Origin of the sequence: Pseudomonas sp. QS1027, from assembly GCF_002814235.1 — a bacterium.
GTDB lineage: Bacteria > Pseudomonadota > Gammaproteobacteria > Pseudomonadales > Pseudomonadaceae > Aquipseudomonas.
In genome coordinates, this window is the sequence record NZ_PHSU01000030.1 from 204,616 (window position 1) to 217,129 (window position 12,514).

13 protein-coding genes are annotated in these 12,514 nt (G+C 57.9%); 6 read left to right on the forward strand and 7 right to left on the reverse strand.

All coding sequences use genetic code 11. The features are described from left to right. Positions 1–2: 2 nt before the first annotated feature. The gene (locus CWE01_RS25280) at positions 3–3,068 is read right to left on the reverse strand and encodes an efflux RND transporter permease subunit (protein WP_100943268.1); all 3,066 of its coding nucleotides are present in this window, start codon (positions 3,066–3,068) and stop codon (positions 3–5) included. Positions 3,069–3,120: 52 nt separating this feature from the next. Next, the gene (locus CWE01_RS25285) at positions 3,121–4,128 is read right to left on the reverse strand and encodes an efflux RND transporter periplasmic adaptor subunit (RefSeq protein WP_177410513.1); all 1,008 of its coding nucleotides are present in this window, start codon (positions 4,126–4,128) and stop codon (positions 3,121–3,123) included. Between the two features lie 417 nt (positions 4,129–4,545). On the opposite strand from CWE01_RS25285, the gene CWE01_RS25290 reads away from it, so the two are divergent. Together CWE01_RS25290 and CWE01_RS25295 are read left to right on the forward strand one after the other, a co-directional pair. Continuing rightward, positions 4,546–4,737 carry a hypothetical protein gene (locus tag CWE01_RS25290; protein ID WP_100943270.1) on the forward strand — a complete coding sequence of 64 codons (192 nt, stop codon included), beginning with the start codon at positions 4,546–4,548 and terminating at the stop codon, positions 4,735–4,737. Between the two features lie 96 nt (positions 4,738–4,833). After that, positions 4,834–5,973: a lactonase family protein gene (locus CWE01_RS25295; RefSeq protein ID WP_100943271.1), complete on the forward strand. Its 1,140-nt coding sequence runs from the start codon at positions 4,834–4,836 to the stop codon at positions 5,971–5,973. A gap of 45 nt (positions 5,974–6,018) precedes the next feature. Here CWE01_RS25295 and CWE01_RS25300 read toward each other — a convergent pair whose 3' ends face one another. Then, the gene (locus tag CWE01_RS25300; RefSeq protein ID WP_100943272.1) at positions 6,019–6,417 is read right to left on the reverse strand and encodes a DUF3224 domain-containing protein; all 399 of its coding nucleotides are present in this window, start codon (positions 6,415–6,417) and stop codon (positions 6,019–6,021) included. Between the two features lie 66 nt (positions 6,418–6,483). Then, positions 6,484–7,116, reverse strand: a complete 633-nt coding sequence (locus tag CWE01_RS25305; protein ID WP_100943273.1) for a LysE family translocator — start codon at positions 7,114–7,116, stop codon at positions 6,484–6,486. Positions 7,117–7,484: 368 nt separating this feature from the next. On the opposite strand from CWE01_RS25305, the gene CWE01_RS25310 reads away from it, so the two are divergent. The 3 genes from CWE01_RS25310 (at position 7,485) to CWE01_RS25320 (ending at position 9,311) form a co-directional block, all read left to right on the forward strand. Then, entirely contained in the window at positions 7,485–8,015 is a 531-nt protein-coding gene (locus CWE01_RS25310; protein ID WP_100943274.1) for a GNAT family N-acetyltransferase, read from the forward strand. Between the two features lie 105 nt (positions 8,016–8,120). Further along, on the forward strand, positions 8,121–8,489 hold the full coding sequence (locus CWE01_RS25315; RefSeq protein WP_100943275.1) for a VOC family protein: 369 nt from the start codon (positions 8,121–8,123) through the stop codon (positions 8,487–8,489). Between the two features lie 147 nt (positions 8,490–8,636). Beyond that, positions 8,637–9,311 (forward strand): polysaccharide lyase family 7 protein, encoded by a 675-nt coding sequence (locus CWE01_RS25320; RefSeq protein WP_100943276.1) that lies wholly within the window; start codon positions 8,637–8,639, stop codon positions 9,309–9,311. On the opposite strand, the gene CWE01_RS25325 is transcribed toward CWE01_RS25320, so the two are convergent. After that, entirely contained in the window at positions 9,270–9,899 is a 630-nt protein-coding gene (locus CWE01_RS25325; protein ID WP_100943277.1) for a hypothetical protein, read from the reverse strand. The two genes, CWE01_RS25320 and CWE01_RS25325, sit on opposite strands and share 42 nt — an antisense overlap. A gap of 347 nt (positions 9,900–10,246) precedes the next feature. Between CWE01_RS25325 and CWE01_RS25330 the strand changes: the two genes are divergently transcribed. After that, entirely contained in the window at positions 10,247–10,561 is a 315-nt protein-coding gene (locus tag CWE01_RS25330; protein WP_100943278.1) for a hypothetical protein, read from the forward strand. 130 nt (positions 10,562–10,691) lie between these two features. Here the strand turns inward: CWE01_RS25330 and CWE01_RS25335 are convergent, their stop codons facing one another. Both CWE01_RS25335 and CWE01_RS25340 read right to left on the reverse strand, forming a co-directional pair. Further along, the gene (locus CWE01_RS25335; RefSeq protein WP_100943279.1) at positions 10,692–11,216 is read right to left on the reverse strand and encodes a hypothetical protein; all 525 of its coding nucleotides are present in this window, start codon (positions 11,214–11,216) and stop codon (positions 10,692–10,694) included. Between the two features lie 193 nt (positions 11,217–11,409). Further along, on the reverse strand, positions 11,410–12,414 hold the full coding sequence (locus CWE01_RS25340) for a hypothetical protein (RefSeq protein WP_100943280.1): 1,005 nt from the start codon (positions 12,412–12,414) through the stop codon (positions 11,410–11,412). Between the last annotated feature and the right edge of the window lie 100 nt (positions 12,415–12,514).

The window sequence follows — 12,514 nt, forward strand, 5'->3', positions numbered from 1 at the left end:
CATCAGCCCTCAGTCTCGGCTTGACGCTTGCTGAAGCGACGTTCCAGCTGGTTCATCGCCAGGAAAATCACCGGCGTGGAAAACAGCGTCAGCAACTGGCTGAGCAACAGCCCGCCGATGATCGCGATGCCCAGCGGATGACGCAGCTCCGAGCCGATGCCTGTGCCCAAGGCCAACGGCACCGCACCGAACAGCGAGGCCATGGAGGTCATCAGGATCGGCCGGAAACGCAGTTCCGCCGCCTTGCGAATCGCCGCCACCGGGTCGAGTCCGTCCTTGCGCTGCAACTCCAGGGCGAAGTCGACCATCATGATGCCGTTCTTCATGACGATCCCGATCAACAGCACAATCCCGATCAGACCGATGATGTCGAACTGGGTACCGGTGACCAGCAACGCCAGCAAGGCGCCGAGGGCCGCCGAGAGCAAGGTCGAGAGAATGGTCACCGGGTGCACGAAGCTCTCGTAGAGCACACCGAGCATCAGGTAGACCACGATAATCGCCGCCGCCACCAGGAAGATCTGGTTCGACAGCGAGGACTGGAAGGTCGCGGCGGCGCCCTCCAGGTTGGCCTGTACGGTCAGGGGCAGGTCGACGTCTTTTTCAATCTGATCCAGGCGCGTCACGGCCGCGCCCAGGGTCTGGCCGGGAGCCAGGTTGAAGGAGATGTCGGCATAGGGGAACTGGCCCAGCCGGTTGATGGTGATGGGCGTGCGAATCACCTGCTGGGTGGCCATGCTCGCCAGGGGCGCCACGGCACCGCTGCTGGTGGTGACATAAAGTCCTGTCAGCAGGTCGGCGATATTGCGCGGTGGCCGGTCGGTGGCCATGACCACGTGATACTGGTTGAGCTGGGTGTAGATGGTCGACACCTGGCGCTGGCCGAAGGCGTCGTACAGCACGTTATCGATGGCCTGGGGCGTGACGCCCAGGCGGGAAGCCGTGGCGCGGTCGATATTGATCTGGATCTGGTTGCCGAACTGCATCGCCTGGCTTTGCACATCGCTGAACATCGGGTCCTTGCCGATGGCCGCCAGCAGTTTGGTCGTCCATTCCTCCAGGACCTGCGGGTCGGTGGCCTGCAAGCCGAGGCGGTAGCTGGTGGTCGAGATCGTCGCGTCGAGGGTCAGGTCCTGCACGCTGTGCAGGTACAGGCGCACCCCGGAATCATCGGCATTGGCATCCGACAACCGACGAATCACCACCGCCGCGCTGTCGCGATCGCCGCGATCCTTGAGGTTGATCAGCAGGTTGCCCTGGTTGATGGTCGGGTTGGTCTGGTCGATACCGACAAAGGACGACAGGCTGGCCACCGCCGGGTCCTTGAGAATCCGTGCGGCAAGTTTCTGCTGTTGCAACTCCATCTGCTGGAACGACACGGTGGGTGAACCCTGGGAAATGCCCTGGATCAGCCCGGTGTCCTGTTCGGGGAAAAAGCCCTTGGGCATGATCACAATGATGAACAGGGTCAGCAAGGCGGTGCAAACGATGGAAATCAGCGTCAAGGTGCGGTGCAGCAACACCCAGTCAAGGCCGCGGACGTAGTAGCCGTTGATCTTGTCGAAAAAGTCCGGACGCCGCTCCCCGCTGTGATTGCGCAGCATGCGCGAACACATCATCGGGGTCAGGGTCAGGGAGATGATCGCGGAAATCACGATGGTCACCGCCACCGTCATGGCGAACTCGCGAAACAGCCGCCCGACCACATCGCCCATGAACAGCAGCGGGATCATCACCGCGATCAGTGCCACCGACAGCGAAATGATGGTGAAGCCGATCTGTGCCGAGCCCTTGAGCGCGGCCTGCAAAGGTGTATCGCCCTCCTCCAGGTATCGGGTGATGTTTTCAATCATGACGATGGCGTCATCGACCACAAAACCGATGGCAATGGTCAGCGCCATCAAGGTCAGGTTGTTCAGGGAAAAGCCCAGGGCGTAGGCCACCGCCAGGGTGCCGATCAGGGTCAGCGGCACGGTGACGGCCGGAATGATCGTGGCCGGCACATTGCGCAGGAACAGGAAGATCACCAGCACCACCAGCAGTATCGCGACGCCCAGTTCATACTGGACGTCGGTGACCGAGGCACGAATGGTCTGGGTGCGGTCGGTCAGCACGCTGACTTTCAGCGTCCCCGGCAGGCTGGCGCGCAGTTTGGGCAGCAGTTGCTGGACCCGGTCGACCACCTGGATCACGTTCGCGCCCGGCTGGCGCTGGATATTCAGCACGATCGACGGTGTGTCGTTGGTCCAGGCCGCCTGCCGTGGGTTTTCCGCACCCTGGATCGAGGTGGCGATCTGCGCGAGGCGGATCGGAGCACCGTTCTTGTAGGCGATCACCAGGTCGCGGTATTCCTCGGCCGATTGCAGTTGATCGTTGGCACCGATGGAGAACGCCTGGAACTTGCCGTCGATATTGCCCTTGGCCTGGTTGACGTTGGCCGCGCCCAGGGCAGTGCGCACATCCTCCAGGGACAGGCCCATGCTGTTGAGCGCCGAGGTGTTGGCCTCGATCCGTACCGCCGGGCGCTGGCCGCCGCTGATGGTGACCAGCCCGACCCCGGAAATCTGCGAGATCTTCTGCGCCAGGCGGGTGTCGGCCAGGTCCTCGACCTTGGTCAGCGGCAATACATCGGAGGTCAGCGACAGCGTCAGGACCGGTGCATCGGCCGGGTTGACCTTGCTGTAGACCGGTGGGTACGGCAGGTTGGCCGGCAGGAAGGTGCCGGCGGCATTGATCGAAGCCTGTACTTCCTGTTCGGCGATATCCAGCGACAGCGACAGGTCGAATTGCAGGGTGATAACGGAAGCGCCATTGGAACTGGTGGAGCCCATCGACTTGAGGCCGGGCATTTCACCGAACTGGCGTTCCAGCGGTGCGGTGATCGAGGAACTGATCACATCCGGGCTGGCCCCGGGGTACTGGGTGAAGACCTGGATGGTCGGGTAATCGACTTCGGGCAGGGCGGAAACCGATAGAAAGTGATAGCCGAGCAACCCCAGCAGGAAGATGGCGACCATCAACAGCGTGGTTGCGATGGGGCGCTCGATAAAGGGTCTGGAGACGTTCATGAGCAATGACTACCTGGGAGGCACAAACTGAGTGTCTGAGACATTGCTGAACTCACTGGCTGACCACCTTGACGGGTGAGCCGTTGTCCAGTTTGTCGGCCCCTTCGGTAATCACCTGCTCGCCGACTTTCACGCCATTCTCCAGCACCGCCGTCAGGTCGCCACTGACCGGCCCGCTCTTGATATTGCGCAAGCTGGCCTTGTTGCCTTGCACCACGAAGACGAAATCGCCCTTGCTACCGTGCTGGATCGCCAGGGTCGGCACCACCGCGACCTGCTGCAAGACGTCGGCCTTGAGCCGGGCGTTGACGAACTGATTGGGGAACAACGCATTGCCGGTGTCGTTGAATTGCGCCTTGACCCGCACCGTGCCGGTAGTGGTGTCGACCTGGTTGTCCAGGGCCAGCAAGGTCCCGCTGGCCAGCAGGTTATGTTTGTTGCGGTCATAGGCCAGGACATCGACCTTGCCCTTGGTCATGGCCTGGTCGATGGCGCCCAGATCATCCTCAGGCACCGCGAAGATCACCGTGGCCGGGTTCATCTGGGTGATCACCGCGATCCCCGTGGTACTGCCCGCGGACACGAAGTTGCCGGGGTCCACCAGGCGCAGGCCGACGATGCCATCCACCGGCGAGGTGATGGTGCAGTAACTCACCTGCACTTGCAGGTTCTGCACCGCACCGTCGTCCGCCGCCACTGTCCCCACTTGCTCTTGCACCGTGGCGACCTGGGTATCGAGGGTTTGCTGGCTGACCGAGCCGACCTTGATCAATTCGCGAAAGCGCGCCAGGTCGCGCTGGGCATTGACCAGCACTGCCTGGTCGTGGGCCAGCAGGCCCTTGGCCTGGGCCAGCTGGGCCTTGAGCGCGCGGTCATCGATGCGCGCCACCACCTGGCCCTTGCTGACCCGCTGGCCTTCCTTGAAGTCCACCGAGGACAGGATGCCGGAGACCTGGCTGACCACGGTCACGCTGCGGGTCGGCGTCACCGTGCCCAGGGCATCGATGTACACCGGCACATCCATCAATTTGACGGCGACGGCCGTCACCGGATCGCCCATCGAAGGCGGTTTGCCCTTGGGCTTGTTCAAGCTGTGATAAAGCACCCAGCCCCCGACAAGAAGCCCCAGCACCACGACCACCAGCACAATTACTGTTCCTTTGCTGCGCTTCACTCATCTCTCCCCTGGGGCTTGCTTCTGTACGGGCAACGGCCACTGGCCATGACACTGAAGATTAGTCTGCTATCGAGGTTGCGCCCGGCAACCTGAACCTGAGCTTTCTGGCTCAGTACGCCGATCGTGAAACTCTTGTCAGTTAAGCAAGTGACGAGCGGAGTGGAGAAATGCCCGTGCACACTTGCGCGCTGTCGGGCGAGGTCTAGCCTATATGCCTTGTCATTCAAAAAAGTCTGAATTTCCCCAAGTCATCGGGTCGGCAGTGTGCTCCGTTGGTGAAGACGTCACGGAGTCCGAACCATGGAGCAACCCCTCATCCAGATGGATGCCGCAACGGGAACCGGTGTAGCACTGTTTCGATACTTGAGCCAGGGCATTGAGGCGTGTACCGGCCTGGAAACAATCGCCAGGTCCATGGCGTTGTGTCAGCAGGCAGAAAGCTTATCGGCACCGCTGCTGATCGAACGACACTGGCAAGCCGTGCCGCCCTGAGCCACCTCAGGATTGACAAGGGAGGTATGGCCGCCTAACAATCAGGCCAAGTCATACGATGACAGACAATTAAAACAACAATAAAGAGCCCCTCAAATGAGTCGAACCAAAACCCTGCAAGGTTTCGCCAGTGCCGCGCTGTTGATGATCACCCCACTGACCTGGGCCAACACCTACGTCTACGTTTCCAACGCCAATGACGGTACGCTCAGCAGCTATGAACTGTCGACAAAGGGGCAATTGCAACCGCTGGCCACTACCGACGTCGGGGCTGGCGTCATGCCTCTGGCGCTGAGCCCAGACCACAGCAAGCTCTACGCTTCCATACGCGGCAAACCCTATTCGGTAGCGACCTACGCCATCAACCCGGCCAACGGTGCCCTCAAGCACCTGAAGAACGCCAAGGTTGCCGACAGCCTGGCCTACATCTCGACGGACAAGGCCGGTCACTATCTGTTCGGCGCGTCGTACGGCGAGGACCTGATCAGCGTCAATGCCATCGATGCCAAGGGCGTGGTGAGCGATGATGTACGACAAGTCATCAAGACCGGCCCGAACGCCCACTCGATCATTGTCGATAAGACCAATCGTTTCGTGTACGCCGCCAACCTGGGTTCCGATCAATACCTGGAGTTCAAATTCGACGCCGCCAGCGGCAAGCTCACACCGTTGGGCCATATCGACATGCCCAAGGGCAGTGGTCCCCGCCATCCGGTGATCTCATCCGATAACCGCTTCCTCTACCTGCTCAGCGAGATGGCCGGCACCGTGACCACGTTTGCCATCGACCCGAAGAGCGGACGCCTGAGCGAGCTGTCCGAAGTCAATGCCATCCCCGCTGACTCCGGCCTGGTACGCGGTATCGCCCGGCCGATGATCAAGCCTGGCCAACCGACCCCGCCACCGCTGGCAGCCAATCTGATCTGGGCTGCCGATATCCAGCTCACCCCCAACGGGCGCTTCCTCTACACCTCTGAACGCACCGGCAGCACGGTCAGTGCCTTTTCGGTAGACGGCAAAAGCGGCAAGCTGAGCTTCCTGCAGAACATCAAGGTCGAACAGCAACCACGGGGGATCACCGTCGACCCATCGGGGAAATGGCTGTTGGTTACTGGAGAGAAAAGCCCTGAAGTGGGTGTTTATGCCATCGATCCGCTGCACGGCACGCTCACTCGTAGCTCCAGCGCACCGTCTGGTAAAGGCGCCAATTGGGTGCAAGCGGTCAGTTACCCGTGAAGTGCCAGGGAGAGGCGTGAGCCCCCTCGCCTCTCCCTGCTTATCTCAGGTCAGTGAATAGTCAAACTGGTAGGAATGCTGACCTTCCGCAATAGTGATCACCAGGCGACCTACGAGCCCCGCCAGCCCCCCAGTACCGGAATCCGGCACAACATCAATGGACTGCTCGGCTACGCCGCGGGTCATGGTGGAGCTGTGCTGCAATACAAAGCTGCCATTGCGCCCCTGAAGTGTGCCGGTCACTGTCTCCATCGCCACGTAGCCCGCGGAACCCAGCACACTGCTACGGAAAGAAAGCATTTCACCTTGGCTGGTCGCCACGAGGTCGCCGTGAAATGCCTTGTTGAAGGACATGCGTCCAAGACCTGTTCCGCCAGCAAGATCGCTAAGGGCTTCGGGGTTTAGTTTGATTTCAAAAGAGCCATATGCTCGTGTGCTTTTCATGGAATGTTCCTCAAGAAAGGAATGGGTAACTTCCATACTGATAAATTGGATTTACCGGATTTCGGCTCACAGCGCCCTGGTGTTCAGCAAGCGTACGCCCAGACCGATGAATATCGCCCCAGTGGTGCGCTTCAAGGCCACAACCCAATGTGCGGCGCTGAGGCGTTTACTGAATCGGTAAGCGGTGTAGCAGTAAACCGAATGGACCATCACTACGATAGCTGCAATGGTCAGGTACATCATCAGGAACTGCCCGGGAATGGGGCGCTCATGATCAAGAAACTGCGGTAAAAAAGCGCAGAGAAAAATCAGCGTTTTGGGGTTGCTCGCGGAAACCAGAAACGCCTCCATGCCAATTTTCCATTTCGATGACGGCGGGCTGGTTTGCGGCTCACCTTCTGGCCGGGTCACAGGCGTGCGGGCCAACAACTGGCGCAACCCGAGGTAGATCAGATAGCCGGCGCCAATGACCTTTAACGCCAGAAATGCCGTAGGCACGGCGATGAGGATGGCACCCACGCCCAGTGCCACGCCGCTGGTCACCAGCAATTGAGCGACAAGGTTGCCAAGCAGTGTCACCGCCATGGCTGGAGGGCCGTAGCGTAGAGCGTTGCGCACGACCAATAGTACGTTTGGACCTGGAGACAAAGTCGTCGCCAGGTAGGCCAGGGCGAAAGTAAACCAAAGGTGCAGTGCCAAAGGGAAAATCCTTGATCCGGAGGGAATCGCCAAAGATGAGACCAGTCACATGCAAGTGGTGCGCCACCGCGGTGATAAAGAGAAAGGAGCACGTGCGACAAGCATCCCGATCACACCCATCAACATCGCCCTGGCTGTGGGCATGAAGCAGTCACACACGGGGATCATGTGGACTACCTGGTGGAGGGGCATCTGCACCATCCGCATGGTACCCACTGCGACAATCATGGCCCGGTCACCGTCAAAGGCTGATCAAACGGCTGGGCGTTGCTCATGAGAGTTTGCACATCGGGGCAATGGAGGCTTTGATGTGCCGGTTGGACTCGAGCGGTTGCCGAACAAGTCATCCGAACCTCAGGAGAAAAATGATGCAAGCCCTACCCATCTCTCCGTCAATTCTGGGTGAGTCACTTGAGCTGCGCCCGCTGGAAGCCGGGGATTTCGAATCACTTTACAGCGTCGCATCCGACCCGTTGATCTGGGTTCAGCATCCGAGCCCGACGCGCTACCAGGAACCGGTCTTTCGCGAATGGTTTAACGAAGCCCTTACCTCGCAGAGCGCGCTGGTCGTTATCGACCGAGGCAGCAGCAACGTAGTGGGCAGTTCTCGTTACTATGAGTTCAGCGAGGAAAAGCGTGAGGTTGCTATCGGATACACCTTCCTATCTCGCGAAAAATGGGGTGGCGGCGCAAATGGAGAACTGAAACGCCTGATGCTCAAGCATGCGTTTCTGTGGGTCGACACCGTCTGGTTCCACGTTGCCAGCCAAAATATTCGCTCGCAGCGGGCAATGGAGAAAATAGGTGGAAAGCTCTCCCATAAATCAATAAAGCAGCTAACTGTGGGCCAGCAGGAAAACTATTTTTATAAAATTGAGCGGGCAATATTTGAGGGTTGACATCCCACTTCTTGCTCCTTTTCTCGGGTTTTGTAAAACGATACTGTCAGAAACTGACAGAGGCCTGAAGTAGATTGATGCCTCTCATTTCTGCCAGGTCAAATCATGAAATTCTCGTCTGTCCGCCTCGTTACCAATAAGTTTGAACACCTCGTCCGGTTCTATCAAAATCTCTCGACCATTGAGCCCCGGCATCTTGCTGACGGGTTCGCCGAAATTCACTTCGACGGAGTCGTCCTGGCGATAAGCGATGAACGTCTGATCCGTCTTCATAACAACGGATTGGCGGTCGCCGCCAGCAACCGCTCGGCAATCCTGGAGTTTCAAGTGGATGATGTCGAGGCCGTGCTACTTCGGGTACGCGGTGCGGAAGTGGTGATGCCAATAACGATAATGCCCTGGGGCAATACCTCCCTGCTGCTCCGTGATCCAGATGGAAGCCTGGTAAACGTCTTTTCAAAACCATCAAGCTGACCCCAAAGTGGGCGGTTTGGGCACGGCATGGATCAAGGAGGTCGCGAGGCTCGATACCCGCGCTCAATCGAATCCAATGCGGACAAAACCGTGGTCTATAATCGCCCATCCATATCAAGCACTTCCCTCATGACAAGGATGATAATCATGACCGTAGATATCAGTAGCTTCGACATTGCGACCCCGTTGCCAACGTCAGCGACTAACCCGGTAGCGCTGGAGCTGAACGGCACTACGGCTCTCGCAGAATGCCCTACCGTAATCATCCGGCTGGCAGATGGATCTATTCAGCTCACAGCCCCCACCAAGGGCGCATCCAGCAAGAGCACACATCGAACGCGCTGCGAATGGAAAGAGTCGATTTACTGGACTCTGCTTGGCGCCGCCAATCATTGGAACCGGCAAGAGATGACCCTGGTGAAGGTAAACTCTGCTCAGAAGGTAGTGGTTTCACAGATGCACGTTCAGGACGATGTAGATCCGGCAATCAAGGTGTTTTGGGAGAAGAACTCACTCACTTATGCATTTCGACAGGAATTCAACGGTGCCGATCCAACGCCTGCATTTCTGCTGGGTAACGTTGCGCTAGGTGCGAAGTTCAAGGTGAGCATCCATAGCAACTCTAGGGGCGCGATTATCGTGAGTGCCAGCACCGGCGGTCAGTCCGCCTCCTCTCCAACGCTTCAATTGGGAAGCTCCTGGCTGTCCAAGTCTTTCGATTTCCATGGAGGGATTTACAATCAAATTGACTATACGGATGCCACACCGCCAACCGACGGCTCAATTTGCATTATCAGCCAACTGTCCGTGACTCACGTTTAATCTGGCGTTAGCCGCAGCCCAATACTGTTCTATTCGCTGGATGACTGAACTGTTCGTTACCAATTGGCCGGCGTACATTGGCTGAAGCAGCGGGAAGATAACTCGGTGCTTGCGCCACACGCGCCGGCCATCAGGCATGCCGAACCGATGAGGAGCCAGTAACGGTAGAGCAGCCTGCTGTTTGATGACCAGAATGACGATCGCCGAATTGCGATAGAACGAGTATTCAATGGCCTGTATATCCGTCAGCGTGATCGGTGCCAGGCTGTTGCACAGCCTTAACTCCCCCGGACGTAATAGCACCACCGGCAAGTGCGCGGCGCGCACTCGCTGGATATTTGAACCAGCTAGCAAGACAAACATTATGCAGCACAGCGCCCCAAAGACCATTGAAAAATTGAAATGCAGATCGTGAATAAGATAGCGACTTCTGAGCTCTTCTGTAAACGCATAAACCATAAAGCAGGCCATCGGTAAGAAGAGCATGATACACAGCCACCCAAGAAGCTTGCCACCCGCGTCGATGCGACATTCGGCGCCCAACGGCAACTGCGGGTCTATTTCGATGCCATTGGATAAAAAAGCCATGCTCGATGCTCGCTATTTCTGTGGGTTTGAAGGTTAAAGTATGACAGCACCGTCTACAAGGAGTATCGCTTGGGCAAGTCACCTGCCTGAAGAGATTGCCAAGCCCGATATAGGAAAACGGGGGACTGAGCGATGGGCTCCTTTTTTCGACAATACCGACAAACACAGACCAGGCCATATACGGGCGAGCTGACCATCAACATAAAGGTGTGTTCATAGCACACGGTCAGCCCCACCCTAAAACAAAATGCTATATGCAAAAATATCAAACATTCTAATACCTGCCAGCTGAGCGATTATATTTTCCAGGCAACGGCTAATTTTTATCACCTTCTGAGGGAACCAGAATGAGCAACTTTGCTGAAGACCTTAACAATATTCCTGTTGGCGAATACCTTCGCATCTGGGGGCAATTTCCCGGAGCCATGTCGCCTCAGTGCATACAAGGCAAACTGAGAAATGTAGACACTCAGGCAGGAAAAGCCTTTCTTGAATCGACCACCTACAGCGGTCAGATCAATGAAGTCCCTATCAGCGGAATCACCTCTATTCAAAGAGGTTACACCGGGTCTGGGGCCTCAGGGCCGGTACAGAAACCGGACAAAGTGTTCAATCCCAACTCTGGCGAATGGCAGGACAAAACGTTCAAGGACTACAGCTGAGATCAGTACAGCCATGGCCGGGTAGCACCAGGCTGAATGTGCGGTCTTGACCTCATGACCAATGATGAGCTGGCCCGGCAGTTGATTGCCGGGCCAGTGGCGCGCTACAGCGGTGCGGTGTAAAGCATTCCTAAGACGCTTTACATACCTTCGCAGCAACCGGATCGTTCGGGATGAACGAGTCCGGCGCGCCAGGCTTCAGGACCACATACCCACGCCGCCAGGGCTGATCGTCGACCAGATTCCAGCGATGCCCCGAGCCGGTATTGTCTTCCGCGACCAGCACTTCACCCGGATGCAGGGTGAATTTCTCACCGGTTTTGGTCACGAACGCCAGGGTGCCGGACAGCGTCATGACGTACTGAGGCTCCGGGTCCTTATGCCAATCAAAGGAGGCATGCGCCGGGGTTTGCTTGAAGTGAATGGCGGTCACGTCGTTGCGCATGGTCTGGTCGATGGTCCCTTCGAGTACATGCGAGTTGTTATCCGCGCCAGTGCAGAGTTTGAATGCCTTGATGGTATCAGCGGGGGATGTGGCTGCTTGTGCGCCACCAAGGGTAGCTAGGGTAATTGTGATCGCACCCGCTGTACGCAGGCTCAGACTGCCCAGGCGGTGGATGACCGTGTGCTGCGGCGAGCGTTTCTTCTGATGCATGAACCCGTTTTCCTCGTGCTGAAGTAGCGTGATTGGCGTTTACTACGGACATGGTCCGTGCCATAGCGGCGAGGGACAACTAACAAATGTTTCATTGGTGTCGGAAGTTTTAACTGGGTTGGCGCAGGCTGCAGTATCGCGACCGCTTGATCCGCATCGGTGCCCGGCAGGGTCATTGCGGGGTAATCACAAACTAGTCGATCACCCCGACCTCACTGTTGGCCTTGATGGTCACCGAAGCTTCAGCGCCACTCTGCTGGAGGATGGAGCGGCCCTGGGCGACCTTTTCACCCGTGCGCAGATTGACCGCGTCCTGTTCACCAGAAGGGCTGAACAGCCAAGCACCACGGGCATTTCCCCTAACTCGCGTACCCGTCGGGTAACGCCAGTCCCCCAGCGTGGCAGGCTGCGCCAACTGCCCTTCCCAACTCTCAGGCTCACGCTGTGGATCCAGGGTCATGCGCAACGCGGCCAATTGAAGTCCGTCGAGGGCAATGTCCAGGTTGTCCGTGTCCTCAGCCCTCAGAATCCAGCCCGAACCGGCGCCATGCACCACCGTACCAGCCGGCCAGTTCACACCGGCAATACTCACGCCAGGGACAAGGCCACACTCGGAAAAATGCCAGCGGCTTGGCCGGTACGTGTCCTCCATTTCTCGCCTGAAGGTCGCCCAGCTGCCAGCGACACAGTGCCAGTCTTGCACGAAATGGTCATGCTCCAGGTGGACGCGGGAGCTGTCATAGCCCGGCGAAAAATCAATCGCCACCACCGGCAACCCCAGGACCTCGAGGGATGCGGGCAACTCAATGGACTTCAAGCTTTCAAGGCCGTGAGCCTGGGGCTTTCCGTCCCAATCCAAAGGCTCCAAGGTACCGAGATGGGCCTGGCTGCCCGCTGGAAAATGCAGTTCTCCCAGGCGCAGATCAACCAGCAATCGAGGGTTCAGCGCCTGTTGCCGGGCCTGCTCGTCATCGTCGATACGCTGGAAGTCCCGCCACATCACTCCACCCAGCCCGACAAACACCAGGGCCACCACGACCAAGCACATATAACGCCGAGGATTACGCCGCAAATGACGGCGCAGCGGCGCGAACAGCAAGGCAACCAGGACCCACAGCAACCCGATACCGCTCATCGCTGCCAGCAATACCAGCAGGACAATCAACAGAATGACGGACGGATCAGGACCGAAAATCATCGAAACCAGATGCTCACAGGGCGGTATTGAAAATAGCTTTCACCTTACCATGGCCCAGGAAATGCGGAAAATGGGGACTGATTTGAATGGCACTTACTTA

Bases quoted from the DNA above. Each gene is read 5' to 3' on its own strand.
- CWE01_RS25330 (WP_100943278.1), top strand. From the start codon at position 10,247: ATGAGCAACTTTGCTGAAGACCTTAACAATATTCCTGTTGGCGAATAC.
- CWE01_RS25295 (WP_100943271.1), top strand. From the start codon at position 4,834: ATGAGTCGAACCAAAACCCTGCAAGGTTTCGCCAGTGCCGCGCTGTTG.
- CWE01_RS25310 (WP_100943274.1), top strand. From the start codon at position 7,485: ATGCAAGCCCTACCCATCTCTCCGTCAATTCTGGGTGAGTCACTTGAG.
- CWE01_RS25335 (WP_100943279.1), bottom strand. From the start codon at position 11,216: ATGCATCAGAAGAAACGCTCGCCGCAGCACACGGTCATCCACCGCCTG.
- CWE01_RS25280 (WP_100943268.1), bottom strand. From the start codon at position 3,068: ATGAACGTCTCCAGACCCTTTATCGAGCGCCCCATCGCAACCACGCTG.
- CWE01_RS25315 (WP_100943275.1), top strand. From the start codon at position 8,121: ATGAAATTCTCGTCTGTCCGCCTCGTTACCAATAAGTTTGAACACCTC.
- CWE01_RS25285 (WP_177410513.1), bottom strand. From the start codon at position 4,128: ATGGGCGATCCGGTGACGGCCGTCGCCGTCAAATTGATGGATGTGCCG.
- CWE01_RS25325 (WP_100943277.1), bottom strand. From the start codon at position 9,899: ATGGCTTTTTTATCCAATGGCATCGAAATAGACCCGCAGTTGCCGTTG.
- CWE01_RS25340 (WP_100943280.1), bottom strand. From the start codon at position 12,414: ATGATTTTCGGTCCTGATCCGTCCGTCATTCTGTTGATTGTCCTGCTG.
- CWE01_RS25300 (WP_100943272.1), bottom strand. From the start codon at position 6,417: ATGAAAAGCACACGAGCATATGGCTCTTTTGAAATCAAACTAAACCCC.
- CWE01_RS25290 (WP_100943270.1), top strand. From the start codon at position 4,546: ATGGAGCAACCCCTCATCCAGATGGATGCCGCAACGGGAACCGGTGTA.
- CWE01_RS25320 (WP_100943276.1), top strand. From the start codon at position 8,637: ATGACCGTAGATATCAGTAGCTTCGACATTGCGACCCCGTTGCCAACG.